This is a genomic window from Pseudomonas sp. D8002 (assembly GCF_013385695.1).
Taxonomy (GTDB): domain Bacteria; phylum Pseudomonadota; class Gammaproteobacteria; order Pseudomonadales; family Pseudomonadaceae; genus Aquipseudomonas.
In genome coordinates this window covers 110,532-128,654 of sequence record NZ_JACAPM010000020.1, presented here as the reverse complement: position 1 = coordinate 128,654, position 18,123 = coordinate 110,532, and the positions used below count along the sequence as shown (strand labels likewise).

At 63.0% G+C, this 18,123-nt stretch carries 13 protein-coding genes and 1 pseudogene; 3 read left to right on the top strand and 11 right to left on the bottom strand.

What is annotated here, in order from left to right; translation table 11 throughout:
- The first annotated feature begins 53 nt into the window (after positions 1–53).
- From HX807_RS12295 to HX807_RS12285, 3 genes are all read left to right on the top strand, one after another.
- A complete protein-coding gene (locus HX807_RS12295) occupies positions 54–818 on the top strand; it encodes an IclR family transcriptional regulator (protein WP_003208002.1) in 765 nt (254 codons plus the stop codon).
- Between the two features lie 9 nt (positions 819–827).
- Positions 828–2,036, top strand: coding sequence for an amino acid deaminase (locus tag HX807_RS12290; RefSeq protein ID WP_003208003.1), 1,209 nt, complete (start codon positions 828–830; stop codon positions 2,034–2,036).
- Positions 2,037–2,165: 129 nt separating this feature from the next.
- The gene (locus HX807_RS12285; RefSeq protein WP_177050106.1) at positions 2,166–3,074 is read left to right on the top strand and encodes a sugar kinase; all 909 of its coding nucleotides are present in this window, start codon (positions 2,166–2,168) and stop codon (positions 3,072–3,074) included.
- 116 nt (positions 3,075–3,190) lie between these two features.
- Here the strand turns inward: HX807_RS12285 and HX807_RS12280 are convergent.
- From HX807_RS12280 to HX807_RS12230, 11 genes and pseudogenes are all read right to left on the bottom strand, one after another.
- A pseudogene (locus tag HX807_RS12280) lies at positions 3,191–3,481 on the bottom strand (peptidylprolyl isomerase); the annotation flags it as partial.
- 27 nt (positions 3,482–3,508) lie between these two features.
- Positions 3,509–6,046, bottom strand: a complete 2,538-nt coding sequence (locus HX807_RS12275; RefSeq protein WP_023658930.1) for a PAS domain-containing protein — start codon at positions 6,044–6,046, stop codon at positions 3,509–3,511.
- Positions 6,047–6,181: 135 nt separating this feature from the next.
- Positions 6,182–8,140 carry an acetoacetate--CoA ligase gene (locus HX807_RS12270; protein WP_177050103.1) on the bottom strand — a complete coding sequence of 653 codons (1,959 nt, stop codon included), beginning with the start codon at positions 8,138–8,140 and terminating at the stop codon, positions 6,182–6,184.
- Between the two features lie 169 nt (positions 8,141–8,309).
- Positions 8,310–9,083 carry a 3-hydroxybutyrate dehydrogenase gene (locus HX807_RS12265; protein ID WP_177028300.1) on the bottom strand — a complete coding sequence of 258 codons (774 nt, stop codon included), beginning with the start codon at positions 9,081–9,083 and terminating at the stop codon, positions 8,310–8,312.
- Positions 9,084–9,090: 7 nt separating this feature from the next.
- On the bottom strand, positions 9,091–10,482 hold the full coding sequence (locus HX807_RS12260; protein ID WP_102606532.1) for a GntP family permease: 1,392 nt from the start codon (positions 10,480–10,482) through the stop codon (positions 9,091–9,093).
- A gap of 296 nt (positions 10,483–10,778) precedes the next feature.
- Positions 10,779–12,176, bottom strand: coding sequence for a sigma-54-dependent Fis family transcriptional regulator (locus HX807_RS12255; protein ID WP_003208015.1), 1,398 nt, complete (start codon positions 12,174–12,176; stop codon positions 10,779–10,781).
- Complete coding sequence (locus tag HX807_RS12250; RefSeq protein WP_177050102.1) at positions 12,173–13,744, bottom strand: ABC transporter ATP-binding protein; 1,572 nt, start codon at positions 13,742–13,744, stop codon at positions 12,173–12,175. The genes HX807_RS12255 and HX807_RS12250 overlap by 4 nt, the downstream gene beginning before the upstream one ends.
- Positions 13,745–13,755: 11 nt before the next feature.
- Positions 13,756–14,778, bottom strand: a complete 1,023-nt coding sequence (locus HX807_RS12245; RefSeq protein WP_003208019.1) for an ABC transporter permease — start codon at positions 14,776–14,778, stop codon at positions 13,756–13,758.
- Positions 14,778–15,839, bottom strand: coding sequence for a microcin C ABC transporter permease YejB (locus HX807_RS12240; protein WP_003208021.1), 1,062 nt, complete (start codon positions 15,837–15,839; stop codon positions 14,778–14,780). Before HX807_RS12240 ends, HX807_RS12245 begins: the two co-directional genes overlap by 1 nt.
- Positions 15,839–17,698 (bottom strand): extracellular solute-binding protein, encoded by a 1,860-nt coding sequence (locus tag HX807_RS12235; protein ID WP_003208022.1) that lies wholly within the window; start codon positions 17,696–17,698, stop codon positions 15,839–15,841. Before HX807_RS12235 ends, HX807_RS12240 begins: the two co-directional genes overlap by 1 nt.
- 140 nt (positions 17,699–17,838) lie before the next feature.
- On the bottom strand, positions 17,839–18,120 hold the full coding sequence (locus tag HX807_RS12230; protein WP_003208024.1) for a peptidylprolyl isomerase: 282 nt from the start codon (positions 18,118–18,120) through the stop codon (positions 17,839–17,841).
- Positions 18,121–18,123: the final 3 nt, after the last annotated feature.

Here is an 18,123-nt window from a genome sequence, read left to right as displayed (position 1 = left end):
CCACAGGGGATCTGTGTTGATAGCTACATCTTCAAACGGGACCGACGACTGCCATGACCGAAGACACCATCAAACGCCGCGCCAAAGGCCTCGACCGGGCGTTCGATATCCTCGATTTCCTCAAGGAAATCGGCCAGCCCCTGCGCCCGAATGACATCGCCAGCGGCATCGGCAGCCCCAAATCCACGGTCTACGAACTGGTGGCCTCGCTGCTGGAACGGCGCATCCTCGAAACCGTCGGCAAGGACGGTCACGTCTACCTCGGCCGTCAGCTGTACTTCCTCGGCCAGGCCCACCTGCGCCATTTCGACCTGACCCGCGAAGCCGACCACGCCCTGCAGGAAATCGTCAGCCAAACCCACGAAACCGCCCAGATGTGCCTGCTCAATGGCCGCAAATACACCGTGGCCCTGATGCGCGAAGGCGAGCGGCATTTCCGCATTTCCTCAGACATCGGCGAGAACGCGCCGATCCCCTGGACCGCCTCCGGCCGCCTGCTGCTGGGCCACCTGAGCGACCAGCAAATCATCGACCTGATCGACTACGACGACTTCATCCTCCCGGACGGTCAGCGCCTGCCTCTGGAAACCTTCCTCGGGCAAATCCGTCAGGCCACCCTCGACGGATTCTTCTCCTTCGACAGTGTCGCCGACACCTTTACCCACTGCTTTGCCGCCCCGGTTCGGGACGCCCAAGGCATCAGCATTGCGACCCTGTGCATCGTCGCCCCACGGGCCGATGCGATCAAAAACTACAACGACTACCGCCGGGTGCTGATCGACAGTGCGAACAACCTGGCCCGTCGCATCAACGAATAGGAAACCCTTATGTCTGCCTTCAATGCCGTTGAAAAAGGCGCCGCCGCCATCGGTGCACATCTGGTCCGTGACGTCAGCCTGCCAGCCCTGGTGTTGCACCGTGACGCCCTGGAACACAACATCCGCTGGATGCAGGATTTCGTCAGCAACAGCGGTGCGCAATTGGCGCCTCACGGCAAGACCAGCATGATGCCCGCGCTGTTCCAGCGGCAGATCGAGCAGGGCGCCTGGGGCATCACCCTGGCCAACGCCGTGCAGACCCGCGCCGCGTATGCCGGTGGGGTTCGCCGGGTGTTGATGGCCAACCAACTGGTGGGCGCGCCGAACATGGCGCTGATCGCCGACCTGCTGGCCGACCCTGAATTCGACTTCCACTGCATGGTCGACCACCCGGACAACGTCGCCGACCTGGGCCTGTTCTTCGCCGCCCGTGGCCTGCGCTTGAACGTGATGATCGAATACGGCGTGGTCGGCGGGCGTTGCGGTTGCCGCACCGAACAACAGGTGCTCGACCTGGCCAAGGCGATCAAGGCCCAGCCTGCGCTGGCCCTCACCGGCATCGAAGGCTACGAAGGGGTGATCCATGGCGAGCACGCCATCAGTGGCATCCGCGAATTCGCCGCCTCCCTGGTACGCCTGGCCGTCGACCTGCAAAACAGCGGCGCCTTCGACCTGGCCAAGCCCATCATTACCGCCTCGGGTTCGGCCTGGTACGACCTGATTGCCGAATCCTTCGAAGCCCAGAACGCCGCCGGCCGCTTCCTCAGCGTATTGCGCCCGGGCAGCTACGTGGCTCACGACCACGGCATCTACAAAGACGCGCAGTGCTGCGTACTGGATCGTCGCAGCGACCTCAACGAAGGCCTGCGCCCGGCGCTGGAAGTCTGGGCCCACGTGCAATCGCTGCCGGAGCCGGGCTTCGCGGTGATCGCCCTGGGCAAGCGCGACGTCGCCTACGACGCCGGCCTGCCGGTGCCGCTCAAGCGCTACAAGGCTGGCGTGCTGCCAGCCGAGGGTGATGACGTGACCGCGTGCAAGGTCACCGCCGTGATGGACCAGCATGCGTTCATGGTCGTCGCACCGGGGGTTGAGCTGCGCATTGGCGACATCATCTCCTTCGGCACATCCCACCCGTGCCTGACCTTCGACAAGTGGCAAGTGGGTAATCTGGTGGATGAGCAGTTGCAGGTGATCGAAAGCCTGCATACCTGCTTCTAGACCGAGTCGCGCCTTTCGCGAGCAAGCCCGCTCCCACATTCGACCGAGTTCCTTCAGTTGAAATGCATTCAAATGTGGGAGCGGGCTTGCTCGCGAAGAGGCCCTCCAGTACATCGAGAGACCCCAGGCATGAACACAAAACCCCGCATCGCCCTCATCGGCGAATGCATGATCGAACTGCAACACCGCGCCGACGGCAGCCTGCAACAAAGCTTCGGCGGCGACACCCTGAACGCCGCCGTCTACCTGCGCCGCGAGCTGGGTGAGCCGAGCACCGTCGACTACGTCACCGCCCTGGGCGATGACAGCTTCAGCGATGCCATGTGCAAGCACTGGGCCGAAGAAGGCCTGGGCCTGGGCATGGTCCAGCGCCTGCCCGGGCGCCTGCCGGGTTTGTACTGCATCCAGACCGATGCCAACGGCGAACGCAAATTCCTCTACTGGCGCAATGAAGCGGCCGTGCGCGACTGCTTCACCACTCCGGCGGCCGAGCCGATCCTGGCAGCGTTGCCGATGTACGACGTGGTGTATTTCAGCGGCATCACCCTGGCGGTGCTGGGCGAAGTGGGCCGTGCGCGCCTGCTGGAAACCCTGGTCGAAACCCGCAAGCGCGGCGGCAAGGTGGTGTTCGACAACAACTACCGGCCACGCCTGTGGGCCAGCGTGGACGCCGCACGCGCGGCGTATCACGCGGTGTTGGCCGAGGTGGATATCGCCTTGCTGACCGAGGATGACGAGCGGGCGTTGTTCGGCTATGAAGACAGCGAGCAGGTGTTTGCGGCGTACCCGGCGATTGCCGAGGTGGTGCTCAAGCGGGGCGCGGATGCGTGTTTGATTCGCTGTGACGGTGAGCGGTTCGAGGTGCCGGCGTTGGTGGTGGAGAAGGTGGTCGACACCACGGCGGCGGGGGATTCGTTCAGTGCGGCGTACCTGGCCAGTCGGCTCAAGGGCGGCTCGCCGCAGGATGCAGCACTGGCCGGGCATCGGCTGGCGAGCCGGGTGATTCAGATGCCAGGTGCACTCATTCCCCGAGACTGACGCTGATCGTTCCCACGCTCCGCGTGGGAATGCAGCCAGGGACGCTCTGCGTCCCAAGAGCGGACGCAGAGCGTCAGGTGAGGCATTCCCACGCGGAGCGTGGGAACGATCAGCCATCAATCGCGGTAAAACACTTGCACCAGGTGATACCCGAACTTGCTCTTGATCGGCCCATGAACCACCTTCACGGGCTTCTTGAAGATCACCGCATCAATCACCCCCACCATCTGCCCCGGCCGCACTTCACCCAAATCACCGCCGCGCTTGGCGGAAGGGCAGGTGGAGTACTTCTTGGCCAACACATCAAACGCTTCGCCCTTGGCAATACGCTGCTTGAGCTGTTCGGCTTCCTCACTGGTTTTCACCAGAATGTGACGGGCTTGGGCTTTCATTGATCGGTCCTGATGTGAAACGGCGCGCGATTATGCCTGAAGTCAGGCCTCTGAGCTGATCATGCTGCGGATTTTGTTGGCCAGCAGGTCAATCGAAAACGGCTTGGCCACCATGTCCATGCCTTCCTCCAGGAACCCCTGGCGCTCGGCGGCTTTCTCGGCGTAACCGGTCATGAACAGCACCTTCAGGTCCGGCCGGTGTTGCCGGGCGATTTCCGCCAGTTGCCTGCCGTTCATCCCCGGCAAGCCCACATCAGTCACCAGCAAATCCACGCGCAAGTCGGACTCCAGCAACGGCAGCGCCGCCCGTGCATCCGCCGCCTGGTGTGCGGTGTAGCCCAGTTCATCCAGCACATTCACCACCAGCATCCGCACTGCCGGGTCGTCCTCGACCACCACCACGGCTTCGCCTTCCAGCGCTACCGGGGCTTCGCCCTGGGTAGCGGGCGTGGTCCGCTCCAGTGCCGTGCCATGCAGGCGCGGCAGGTACAGGCGCACGCAGGTGCCCTGGCCCGGTTCGCTTTGGATGGTCACGTGGCCGCCGGATTGCTGTGCAAACCCATAGATCATCGACAGCCCAAGCCCGGTACCCTGGCCGATGGGCTTGGTGGTGAAGAACGGGTCGAAGGCCTTGGCGAGGATTTTCGCGGTCATGCCGGCGCCGTTGTCGCTCACGCCGAGCATCACATAGTCGCCGGCCTTGACCGGTTCCAGGGTGGTGATGTCGGTGCCGTCGAGGTAGCTGTTGGCGGTTTCGATGCACAATTGCCCACCGTCGGGCATCGCATCGCGGGCGTTGATCACCAGGTTGAGCAGGGCGTTTTCCAGCTGGCTGGCGTCGGTGTTCACCGGCCACACGTCGGTGCCCAGTTGCACCTTGAGTTCGATGTGCGCGCCTTTGGTGCGGCGGAACAGGTCTTCCAGGGACGCCACCAATTGATTCGGGTCGACCGGCTTGCGGTCCAGGGATTGGCGGCGGGAGAAGGCCAGCAGGCGATGGGTCAGCGCAGCGGCGCGATGAGCCGAGGATACGGCGGCGTCGGTGAAACGGCCGATCTCGTCGCTGCGCCCGGCGGCGATATAGCGTTGCATCAGGTCCAGGCTGCCGATGATCCCGGTGAGCATGTTGTTGAAGTCATGGGCGATGCCGCCGGTGAGCTGGCCGACCGCTTCCATCTTCTGGGCATGGCGCAGGGCGTCTTCGGCACGCTCGCGCTCGAACATCTCGTTTTGCAGGCGCTGGTTGGCTTCGGCCAGGGCCTGGGTGCGCTGGCTGACGCGCTCTTCAAGGTTTTCGTTGAGGTGGCGCAGGGCTTCCTCGGTGAGTTTGCGCTCGGTCTCGTCGATCACAAAAATATAGAAACCGTTGACTGAACCGTCAGCGCTGAAACGCGGCAGGTACTTCATCAGCGCGTGGCGTGGCCGCCCGTCATGGTGCGGGGTGACGGTGACAAAACTGCAGGCCTTGCCCTTGAGCGCCGCCTCGATCTTGTCGACGCGCCCGGCATAGATTTCGTCGCCCACGACTTCGCGGATGCTCTTGCCGTACAACTCCTGCGGGGTCATGCCGTACCATTCCAGATAGGCACTGTTGTTCAGGCGAAAACGCTGCTCGTGGTCGACATAACCGATCAACACCGGCATGGCGTTGATGATCAGTTGCAGCTCGGTCTGGCTTTGGCGCAGGGCCTGTTCGGTGTGCTTGCGCTCGGTCAGGTCGAGGGCGGCGCCGAGAAAACGCGCCGGTCGGCCATGGTGGTCCTTGTAGCAGCGGCCCCGGGCAAACACCCAGCGCACTTCGCCGTCGGCGCGCTGCAGGCGGTATTCCTCGGCGTACTCGGTGCCGTGGGTGATGCAGTGCTTGATGCTGCGGGCCACCATGCCACGGTCTTCGGGGTGCACGCCTTGCAGGTAGTCGCTGATGGGCAGCAGGTCGGCGTCGCACGGGTCAACACCGTGCAGTTGGGCGAAATGGGCGTCGGCGATAAAGCGGTCTTCGCCGATATCCCAGTCCCAGGTGCCCACGGCATCGGTGGCGGCCAGGGCCAGCTGCAGGCGTTGCTCGGTGTTGCGCTGGGCCTTGAGGCTGTTCTCGGTGCGCTGCTGCAGTTCCAGGGCGATGCGCCGGCGCTCGTTGGTTTCGATGGCGGTAATCAGGATCCCGGCGACCTCGCCACGTTCGTCGCGGATCGGGCTGTAGGTCAGGTCGAGCCAGATCTCGGTGTCGCGGTCGTTGCGCTGCAGGACGAAACGCTGCTCGGTGAAGGTGCGCACCTGGCCCATGAGGACGGCGCTGTAGATCGGGTCGGTAAACGGCTTGAGCTCAGGCCAGATCAGGTCAGCCGGTTGGCCGAAGGCTGCCGGATGCTTGTTGCCCGCCAGCATCGCGAAGCCATCGTTGTAGATCTGGGTGAGTTCGGCGCCCCACAGCAACAGCATCGGCATCGGTGAATGGATCACGATGTCGACGGCTGTACGGAGGCTTTGCGGCCAATCAATGGCGTCACCGAGGGGGCTTCGTGCCCAGTCCAGCCGCGCAATCAGTGCTGCGGCCTCGCTGCCGGTGGGTGATACGTTCATGTAAATGCCCTGCGCGTAACGCTTGAAGAATGACAAAAGCCGATTATCCCGCGACCCGGGGCCGGCTTTCCACCCTCGAAAAATAGCATGCTTGAGGGGTTTGTCTTCAAATGAGTGCTTAAAGGCTAAAACGTTTCATCTTTCTGCCAGCTCCCGGCGATCACGAAATTGCTCCAGCGCCTCGGGGTTGGCCAGTGCGTCGGTGTTCTTGACCGCCTCGCCATGCACCACGTTGCGCACCGCCAGCTCGACGATCTTGCCGCTGATGGTGCGCGGGATATCCGTCACCGCGAGGATCTTCGCCGGCACGTGGCGCGGCGTGGTGTTGGCGCGGATCACCTGGCGGATCTGCTGCTCCAGGCCGTCGTCCAGTTCGATGCCATCGTTGAGGCGCACAAACAGCACCACCCGCACGTCATCCTGCCAGCGTTGGCCGATGGCCAGGCTTTCCAGGACCTGAGGCACTTTTTCCACCTGGCGATAGATCTCTGCGGTGCCGATGCGCACGCCGCCGGGGTTGAGCACGGCGTCCGAGCGGCCATGGATCAGCAGGCTGCCGTTGGGCCGCTGTTCGGCGTAGTCACCCTGGGCCCACACGCCGGGGAACTGGCTGAAATACGAAGCCCGCAGTTTTTCCTGGTGCGGGTCATTCCACAGGCCGATGGGCATTGCCGGGAAGTGCCGGGTGCACACCAGTTCGCCTTTTTCGCCCACCAGCGGGTGGCCCTGGTCGTCCCACACTTCGATAGCCATAGCCAGGCTCTTGCACTGCATCTCGCCACGGCGCACCGGCAGCACCGGGTTGCCGATCACGAAGCAGGACACGATGTCGGTGCCGCCCGACATCGACGACAGGCACACCTCGGGCTTGATCTCGCGGTACACGTAGTCGTAGCTCTGGGGCGACAGCGGCGAGCCGGTAGAAATCAGGCCCTTGAGGCTGCCCAGGTCATGGCTCCGCCGCGGTTGCAGCCCGGCTTTCTCCAGGGTGGCAAGGAACTTGGGGCTGGTGCCGAACACGCTGATTTTTTCCTGGTCGATCAGGTCCATCAGGCGTTCCGGCCCGGGGTGAAACGGCGAGCCGTCATACAGCACCGCCGTGGCGCCGATGGCCAGTACCGACACCAGCCAGTTCCACATCATCCAGCCGCAGGTGGTGTAGTAGAACAGGCAGTCATCCCGCGACAGGTCGGCGTGCAGGCCGTGTTCCTTGAGGTGGGTGAGCAATACGCCGCCGGTGCCGTGGATGATGCACTTGGGCACGCCGGTGGTGCCGCTGGAATAGAGGATGTACAGCGGCTGATCGAAGGGCACGGCGACGAAATCGGGCTCGCCGCCGGGGGTGTAGAAGTCGTCCCAGAGCGCGACGTGGGCCCGGGTCTGATACTCCTCGGGACGCGCCTGCGGGCGGGCATACGGCACGATGATCAGTTGTTGCAGGGACGGCAGCCGTTCGAGGATTTCATTGAGCTTGCTGCTTTGGTCGATGACCTTGCCGGCGTAGCGGTAACCGGCGCAGGTGATCAGCACCTTGGGTTCGATCTGGCCGAAGCGGTCGATCACGCCCTGGGTGCCGAAGTCCGGCGAGGAGCACGACCAGATGGCGCCGAGGCTGGTGGTGGCGAGCATGCCCACCAGGGTTTGCCAGGTGTTGGGCATGCACGCGGCCACCCGGTCCCCCACGCCCACGCCGGCCGCCCGCAGGCTGCGCTGCAGGCCGGCGACATGGCGGGCCAGTTCGGCGTAGGTCAGTTGCTCGCGCTGGCCGTCTTCGCTGATCGCGACCACGGCGGGGTGATCGTCGCGGCGGCGCAGCAGGTGTTCGGCAAAGTTCAGGGTAGCGCCGGGAAACCACTGGGCGCTGGGCATCTCGGCGTCTTCGATCAGCACCGCGCTGGGCGGCGTGCGGAACTGCACGTCGAAGAACTCGACAATCGACTGCCAGAAGTCCGGGCGCTGGTCGATGCTCCACTGGTGCAGGGCCGGGTAGTCGCTGATCTGCAAGGCATGGCGATCATTGATGAAGCGCCGGAACTGGTCCATCCGGGTGTTGTGGATGCGTTCGGGGGAGGGTTGCCAGAGTATTTCGGACATCAGGAAATCTCTTTTTTATTATCTGATCTATCTAACGACACCGATCAAAATGTGGGAGCGGGCTTGCTCGCGAATGCGGTGGGTCAGTTCCAGATGTGTTAACTGATACACCGCATTCGCGAGCAAGCCCGCTCCCACATTTGAGCTGCGGTGTCTTGGGAATCGTCGTTTACTGGGCCAGCCAGCCACCGTCGATATTCCACGCCGCGCCCCGCACCTGGCTGCCGGCTTCGCTGCACAGGAACAGCACCAGCTCCCCCAATTGCGGCGGTGTCACGAACTCCAGCGAAGGCTGCTTCTCCGCCAGCAAATCCTGCTGCGCCTGCTGCGGGTCAATCCCGCTGGCAATGCGGTCATCAATCTGCTTCTGCACCAGCGGCGTCAGCACCCAGCCCGGGCAGATGGCATTGCAGGTGACATTACTCTGGGCTGTTTCCAGGCCCACCACCTTGGTCAGCCCGATCACCCCGTGCTTGGCAGCGACGTAAGCCGCCTTGCCCACCGAACCCACCAGCCCATGCACCGAGGCGATATTGACGATCCGCCCCCAACCCTTGGCTTTCATGCCCGGCAGGCTCAACCGCGTGCTGTGGAACACCGACGACAGGTTGATTGCAATGATCGAATCCCAGCGCTCCACCGGGAATTCGTCCACCGGCGCCACATGCTGGATCCCGGCGTTGTTCACCAGAATGTCGATGCCGCCAAACTCGCGCTCGGCGTAGGCGATCATCTCGGCGATCTGCGCCGGGTCGCTGACGTCGGCCGGATGATGCCCGACCTTGCCGCCGAAGGCCTGCACCTGGGCGATCACCGCGCTGGCATCGCCGAAGCCGTTGAGGATCAGGTTGGCGCCGGCCTTGGCCAGGCTCAGGGCGATGCCCAGGCCGATGCCGCTGGTGGAGCCGGTGACCAGGGCGGTCTTGCCGTTCAATGTCGTCATATCAACCTCACACAATGCCGGTGGCGTAGAAAGTACCAATCACCACGAACACCGCGAGGGTCTTGATGATCGTGATGCCGAAAATATCTTTATAGGCTTCGCGGTGGGTCAGCCCGGTGACCGCCAGCAGCGTGATCACGGCGCCGTTGTGGGGCAGGGTGTCCATGCCGCCGCTGGCCATGGCCGCGACCCGGTGCAGTACTTCAAGGGGGATATTGGCCGCATGGGCCGCTGAAATAAAGCTCTCCGACATGGCCGCCAGCGCGATGCTCATGCCGCCCGAGGCGGAACCGGTGATGCCGGCCAGCAGGGTCACGGTAATCGCTTCGTTGACCAGTGGGTTGGGAATGCCCTTGAGCCAGTCCGCCAGCACCAGGAAGCCCGGCAGCGAGGCGATCACCGCACCAAAACCGTATTCCGAAGCGGTGTTCATCGCCGCCAGCAGCGCGCCGCTGACGGCACTCTTGCTGCCCTCGGCGAGCTTGCTGCGAATCGCCGAGAAGCCGAACACCAGCACCACGATAATCCCCACCAGCAACGCCGCCTGCACCGCCCAGATTGCCGTGAGCTTGGCGACTTCGGTCTGCACCGGCGCGCTCATGCCCGGCAGGCTGAGGGTGTGGGTCTTGCCGTACCACAGCGGAATCCAGTGGGTGAACAGCAGGTTCATGAGGCCCACCAGCAGCAGCGGCGACAGGGCGATCCAAGGGTTGGGCAGCTTGATGTCTTCGGCGGTTTCCGGCTCGTTGCGCAGCTCGGTCCCATAGCCTTCACCGGCGCGCTGGGCCTTGTTGCGCTGGCGGGCCAGGTACAGCATGCCGGCGCAGAACACGAAGATCGTGCCGATCAGCCCCAGCCACGGCGCGGCCCAGGCGGTGGTGTTGAAGAAGGTGCTGGGGATGATGTTCTGGATCTGCGGCGTGCCGGGCAGGGCGTCCATGGTGAACGAGAACGCGCCGAGGGCGATGGTCGCCGGCAGCAAGCGCTTGGGGATATTGCTCTGGCGGAACATCTCGGCGGCAAACGGGTACACCGCGAACACCACCACGAACAGCGACACGCCGCCGTAGGTCAGCAGGGCGCACACCAGCACGATCACCAGCATCGCCTGGCGGGTGCCGAGCAACTGGATCGCGGCGGCGACGATGGAGCGCGAGAAGCCGGAGATTTCAATCAGCTTGCCGAACACCGCACCGAGCAGGAATACCGGGAAATACAGCTTGAGGAAGCCGACCATTTTCTCCATGAACACCCCGGTGAACGCGGGAGCGACGGCGGAAGGGTCGGTGAGCAGCACGGCGCCGAGGGCGGCGATGGGGGCGAACAGGATGACGCTGTAGCCACGGTAGGCGGCCAGCATCAGCAGCGCCAGGGCCGCTAGGGCAATGATCACACTCATGGTGTGTCTCCATCTGATTGTTATTTTTGTGGGGGTGAGGCGGTGGGGAGGGGCTTTAGCGAGATGTGTGCCAAGTTATTAACCTGTTGAAATATATAGAGAAATTCTTGATCTGTGAGAGCGTTCTCAGGTTTTGTCCCGAATTTGAGACTGTTGGAGATCAAATGTAGGAGCGGGCTTGCTCGCGAATGCGGTGTATCAGGCAGTAATTCAGGCACTGACACACCGCATTCGCGAGCAAGCCCGCTCCCACATTGGATTTTCTCTGTATTTGGAATTGTGTCTCTTTTTGGAGACTAGGCGATGCCCAGGGCAACCATTTTCTTATACAAGGTCGACCGACCCAGCCCCAGCCGCTTCGCCGCCTCCACCACATTCCCCTCACAGTGCTTCAACGCCGCCCCAATCACCTGCCGATCAAACCGCTCCCGGGCCGCGCTGAAACTCTCGCCCTCAACGGTCTCTACCGAACTCTGCTCAACCGGGCTGAACGTACCAATCGCCGCGCGAATTTCACTGGCATCCAGCACCAGGTCATCACTCAACAGTGCCGCCCGCTCCAGCACATTGCGCAGCTCGCGGATATTCCCCGGCCACGCATGCTGCGCCAATAACGCCAAGGCCTCGCGGTCCAGCTCATGCTGGCTGCGCAACTCCTCCAGAATCGCCTCGCTCAACGCCGGCAAATCATCCAGCCGCGCGCGCAACGGCGGCACCTGGATCGGCAGCACGTTCAGGCGGTAATACAGGTCCGCCCGAAACTCGCCGCGCTTGATTGCCGCTTCCAGGTCCATGGACGTGGCCGCAATCACCCGCACATCGCTGTGGATCATCTCGTTGGAGCCCACCGGCTCAAACTCTTTCTCCTGCAACACCCGCAGCAATTTGCTTTGCAGTGGTAGCGGCATGTCGCCGATCTCATCCAGAAACAGCGTGCCGCCCTGGGCAATCTGCAACTTGCCGGGGCGGCCCTTGCGATCGGCACCGGTAAATGCGCCGGGCGCGGTGCCGAAGAATTCCGCCTCCAGCAAATCATGCGGGATGGCTGCGCTGTTGATGCTGACGAAAGCTTTATGGGCGCGAGGCGATGCACCATGAATCGCCTGGGCCAGCAGCTCCTTGCCGGTCCCGGTTTCCCCCAGCAGCAACACTGGCGACTCCGCGCTCGCACTGCGCCGCGCCCGACGTTTGACTTCCAGGCTGGCCGCGCTGGTGCCGATAAAGTGCGCGAAGTTGTATTTACTCTGCCGCGACCTCAGCAGCGACCGAGTGGAAGCCAGTTCCTGCTGCATGCTCAGGTAGCGCTCGATCAGCGGCGACAGGTTGCGCAGCTCATCAAACAACGCAAACCCGATGGCGCCGATCACCTTGCCGGCGTCGTCATGGATCGGCAGGCGCATCACCACCAGCGGGCCTTTGGGCGTGTCCTGAATATCCAGCAATATCGGCTGGTCGTTACGCACCACCTGGCGCAACAGGCTGTTGGAAATCACCTGCTCGCAGGGTTGCCCGATGGCTTCGTCGGCGCTTTTCAGGCCGAAGCGCTTGGCGTAGCGCTCGTTCATCCAGACGATGTTCGCGTCACCGTCGACAATCACCGTGCCTTCGCTGGACTGCTCGATGATCTCGAACAGCGACTGGATCGCCAGGCCGCGAACGTATTGGTAATCCTTGAGGCTGCCAGTGGTGCTCATGGGTGCGCCGCCGCGAGGAGTTCCCGGGTGTAAGGGTGTTGAGGCGCGGCAAACACTTCATCGCTGGGCCCGCGTTCCACCACCTTGCCGTCCTTGATCACGATCATGTCGTGGGCCAGGGCCCGCACCACCGCCAGGTCATGGCTGATAAACAGGTACGTCAGGCCGTACTTTTCCTGCAACTCAAGCAACAGGGCGACCACCTGTTTCTGCACGGTACGGTCCAGTGCAGAAGTGGGTTCGTCCAGCAGGATCAGCGCCGGCTTGAGCACCAGCGCACGGGCGATGGCGATGCGCTGGCGCTGGCCGCCGGAGAATTCATGGGGGTAGCGATGGCGGCTGGCAGGGTCCAGGCCCACGTCTTCCAGCACGCGGATCACTTGGGCTTCGCGGTCCTTGAGGCTGCACGGCGCATGCACTTCCAGGCCTTCGCTGATGATCTGCGCCACCGACATCCGCGGGCTGAGGCTGCCGAACGGGTCCTGGAACACCACCTGCATCTGCTTGCGCCACGGTTGCATCTGCTTTTGCGTCAGGCCGTCGAGGGCCTCGCCCTGGAAGCGAATCGCGCCGCTGGAATCCAGCAGCCGCAGAATCGCCTGGCCCAGGGTGGATTTGCCCGAGCCGGACTCGCCGACAATCCCCAGTGTCTTGCCGCGCTGTACCTCCAGGCTGATGCCATCCACCGCTTGCAGGTATTGCTTGCGCCGGAACAGTCCGCCGCCCAGCGGGAACTGCACACTCAGGTTATCCACCTGCAACACCGTCTCCCGCGCCTCGTGATTCAAGACGATGCCTGCCGGTTCAGCATCCAGCAGCAGGCGGCTGTAAGGGTGCTGCGGGGCGCAGAACAGGGTTTCGCAATCCGCCTGTTCGACAATTTCCCCGGCCTTCATCACGCACACCCGCTGGGCAATGCTGCGCACCAGGTTGAGGTCGTGGCTGATCAGCAGCAGCGACATGCCCAGGCGTTGTTGCAGGGACTTGAGCAGCAGCAGGATCTTGCGCTGCACCGTCACATCCAGTGCAGTCGTCGGCTCATCGGCAATCAGCAGTTCCGGTTCACAGGCCAGGGCCATGGCGATCATCACCCGCTGGCGCTGGCCGCCGGAGAGTTGGTGGGGGTAGGCCTTGAGGCGTTCCCGGGGCTTCTGGATGCCCACCAGTTCGAGCAATTCAAGGATCCGCGCCTGGGCCTGTTTGCCGCCCAGGCCCTTGTGCAACAGCAGGGTTTCGCCGATCTGCTTCTCGATGCTGTGCAGCGGATTCAGGGACGTCATCGGCTCCTGGAAGATCATCGCAATCCGGTTGCCCCGCAGTTTTTGCAGGGTGGCGGGCGAGGTGCCGAGCAGTTCCTGGCCGCGATAGCGCACCGAGCCGGTGGTTTCGGTGCCGGCTTCGGGCAGCAGTTGCAGGATCGAATGGGCGGTCACCGATTTGCCCGAACCCGACTCGCCCACCAGCGCCAGGCACTCGCCGGGGCGCACGTCCAGGCACAGCTTGCGCACCACGGTCTGGCCGTTGAAGGCGACACTCAGGTCGCGAATCTCGATCAGGTTTTCAGTCATCTCAACGGCCTTCATGAGCGTGGGTCGAAGGCGTCACGCAACGCCTCGCCGATAAACACCAGCAACGACAGGATCAGCGCCAGGGTGAAAAACGCGGTCAGCCCCAGCCACGGCGCTTGTAGGTTCTGCTTGCCCTGGGCGATCAGCTCACCCAATGACGCGCTGCCGGCGGGCATGCCGAAACCGAGGAAATCCAGGGCGCTCAGGGTAGAAATCGCCCCGGTCAAAATGAACGGCAGGTAGCTCAGGGTCGCGGTCATCGCGTTCGGCAGGATATGCCGGCGGATGATCTTGCCGTCCCCCAGGCCCAACGCCCGCGCGGCCTTGACGTACTCCAGGTTGCGCCCCCGCAGGAACTCGGCGCGCACCACGTCCACTAGGGCCAGCCAGGAAAACAGTGCCATGATCCCCAGCAGCCACCAGAAATTCGGTTCGACAAAGCCTGACAGGATGATCAGCAGGTACAGCACCGGCAGCCCGGACCACACTTCCAATATTCGTTGCCCGAGCAAGTCGACCCAGCCGCCGTAATATCCCTGCAACGCACCCGCCGCGATGCCGATGGCGGCGCTGATGGCGGTGAGAGCCAGGGCAAACAGGATCGACACCCGGGCGCCGAAGATCACCCGCGCCAGCACGTCGCGGGATTGGTCATCGGTGCCCAGCCAGTTCACGCTCGATGGCGGGCTGGGGGCAGGGCGGGTCAGCTCATAGTTGGGGGTGTCGTCGCTGAACGGGATTGGCGGGAACAGCATCCAGCCGCCGTCCTTCTTGATCAGGTTCTGCACGTATTCACTGCGGTAATCCGCCTGGAACGGCAGTTGCCCGCCGAACTCCTGCTCGGTGTAGCGCTTGAACACCGGGAAATACAGTTCGTTCTGGTAGCTGAGCACCAGGGGTTTGTCATTGGCGATCAACTCGCCGCCGAGGGTCAGGATAAACAGGCCGATAAACAGCCACAGCGACCACCAGCCGCGGCGGTTTTTCTTGAAGCGTTCAAAGCGCCGACGGGCCACGGGAGAGAGCTTGAGCATCAGGCGTTCCTCGCGGCGAAGTCGATACGCGGGTCCACCAGGGTGTAGCAGAGGTCACCGATGAGTTTTATCAAAAGGCCAAACAGCGTGAAGATAAACAATGAACCGAACACCACCGGATAATCCCGTGAAACCGCCGCTTCGTAGCTCATGCGACCGAGGCCGTCGAGGGAGAAAATCACCTCGATCAGCAGCGAACCGGCAAAGAACACCGCGATAAATGCCTGGGGAATCCCCGAGATCACCAACAGCATGGCGTTGCGGAACACATGCCCGTAAAGCACCCGGCGTTCACTCAAGCCTTTGGCCCGGGCGGTGACCACGTACTGGCGGGTGATTTCATTGAGGAACGAGTTTTTCGTGAGGATGGTCAAGGTGGCGAAGCCGCCGATCACCAGGGCGCTGACCGGCAGTACCAGGTGCCAGAAGTAATCGGCGATCTTGCCGACGGTGCTCAACTGGTCAAAGTTTTCCGAGACCAGCCCGCGCACCGGAAACCAGTTCAACGAAGTGCCGCCGGCGAACACCACGATCAGGAACATCGCAAACAGAAATGCCGGCATCGCATAGCCAATCACGATCGCGGTGCTGCTCCACACATCGAAACTGCTGCCATGGCGCACCGCCTTGCGAATCCCCAGCGGGATCGACACCAGGTAGGTGATCAAGGTGGCCCACAGGCCGAGGGAAATGGTCACCGGCATCTTTTCGAGGATCAGGTCGGTCACGCTTTTGCCACGGAAGAAGCTGTTGCCGAAGTCCAGCTGGGCGTAGCTCTTGAGCATCAGCCACAGGCGTTCCGGCGCGGGCTTGTCGAAGCCGTATTGTTTTTCGATGTCCTTGATCAGTTTCGGGTCCAGGCCTCGGCTGGCCCGTGAACCGCTGCTGAGGCTTTCGGCAGACGAGCCGCCGACGCCACCGCCACCGATGCCTTGCAGGTGGGCGATGGCCTGTTCCACCGGCCCGCCGGGCGCGGCCTGCACGATAACGAAGTTCACCAGAAGGATAATCACCAGGGTGGGAATGATCAGCAGCAAGCGCCGCACGATATAGGCAAACATCAGCGGGCTCCCGGGCGTTTGGTCAGTTCGGCTTTCATCTGCTCGTTAGTGAGCGGTGTGGGGCTGATTTCCCACCAGGTTTCCAGGGCCTCATCGGTCTTGGCTTCCACGGCCGGGCGGCCGAAGCGGTTCCACCACGCGGCGGAGGTGCCCGGCGGGTAGTAGTTGGGGATCCACAGGTAATTCCATTGCAGCACGCGGTCCAGGGCGTGGGCGTAACTGAGCATCAGCGACTGGGTATCGGCCTTGACCAGGCCGTTGATCAGGCTGTCGACGGCCGGGTCTTTCAGCACCATGTAGTTGTTGGCGCCGGTATCAAACGCGGCGGCCGAACCGAAGTAGTTGTACAGCTCCATCCCCGGCGAGGTGGTAACCGGGAAGCCGGTGACGATCATGTCGTAGTCCCGGGCCATCAGGCGGTTGACGTATTGCGAGGAGTCAATGCGGCGGATGTTGAGGGTGATGCCGATCTGCGCCAGGTTGCGCTTGTACGGCAACAACAGGCGCTCAAGGCCGTTCTGGGCGTTGAGGAAGGTGAACTCCAGCGGCTCGCCCTCGGCATTCACCAGCTTGTCACCGTCGGGCTTCCAGCCGGCCTGTTCCAGCAGGGCCAGGGCTTGCAGCTGCTTGTCGCGGATCATCCCGGTGCCGTCAGTGGTGGGGGCCTTGAACACCTGGGTGAAGACTTCGTCGGGAATCTGCCCGCGCAAAGGTTCCAGGATCGCCAGTTCCTGGGCGTCCGGCAGTTGGGTCGCCGCCAGCGGGCTGTTGGAGAAGAAGCTCTGCTGGCGGATGTACATGTTGCGCATCATCTGCCGGTTGGCCCACTCGAAGTCCCACAGCATGGCCAGGGCCTGGCGCACGCGGCGGTCCTTGAACATCGGTTTTTGCACGTTGAATACGTAGCCCTGGGCCGGCTGCGGTGCCTCCTTGGCCAGGTGCGCGCGTTGCAGGCGGCCATCATCGAGGGCCGGGCCGTTGTAGCCGATGGAGTAGCCGGTGGCGGAGAATTCGCGGTTGAAGTCGTAGGCACCGCCCCGCAGGACCTGGCGCGCCACTTCGGTGTCGCCGAAGTATTCCAGGCTCAGGTGATCGAAGTTGTACAGGCCGCGGCTGATGGGCAGGTCTTTGCCCCACCAGTTCGGGTCACGCTTGAACGTGATGGTGTTGCCGGCATCCACCTTACTGATGGTGTAGGGGCCGCTGCCGAGGGGAATCTCGTAGCCGCCGCCGTCGGCGAAGTTGCGGGTCTTCCACCAATGCTCGGGGAACACCGGCAGGGTCGCGACATCCAGGGGCAGGGTGCGGTTCTCATTGCTTGCGAAATCGAAGCGCACCTGGCGCGGGCCTTCGACTTCGACGTGTTTGACGTCGGCGAACAGCGTGCGGTAGCGCAGGCTGCCCTGGGTCATCAGCAGGTCAAAGGAGTAACGCACGTCTTCGGCGGTGATCGGTTGGCCATCGGCGAAACGCGCCTTGGGGTTCAGGTAGAAACGCAGGGACAGACCGTCGTCTGACCGCTCCATCTTTTCCGCCACCAGGCCGTAGACCGTGTAGGGTTCGTCCAGCGAACGCAGGGCCAGGGGCGAATACAGCCAGCCATCGACCTGGCTGACCCCGATGCCTTTGTCGCCATAAGGCAGTACATGGTCGTAGCGCCCGATTTCGATCGCCGAACGCCGCAGGCTGCCGCCCTTGGGGGCATTGGGGTTGGCGTAGTCGAAATGGGTGAAGCCGGGTTGGTATTTGGCCGGCTCGCCGTACACGGTCAATGCCGATTGCGGCGCGGCGATCACGGCGGTGCTGGCCAGCAACAGGGCCAGGGTGGAGCAAAACAGGGTAGAAAAAGCGACTCGCATTATCAGCCTTGGGCGCCGGGTGAAGAGGTAAAGGGATTTGTACGCTATGCGCGTACGCCTCGCCAGTCATCACACTGTCACAGATGCACAACGGCCCACCAAAGGGTGGGCCGTTGTTTTAAACATTAGCGCGGACTGGATCAGTCCTGACGGCTGGTTACTTCCAGCAGGTGATAACCGAACTGGGTTTTCACTGGGCCTTGCACGGTGTTGACCGGGGCGCTGAATACGACGGTGTCGAATTCCTTGACCATTTGGCCCGGGCCGAACGAACCCAGGTCGCCGCCTTGACGGCTGGACGGGCAGGACGAGTTGGCTTTGGCAACTTCGGCGAAGTCGGCGCCGCCTTCGATTTGCGCTTTCAGTTCGTTGCACTTGTCTTCGGTGGCAACGAGGATGTGACGGGCGGTGGCTTTGGCCATGAG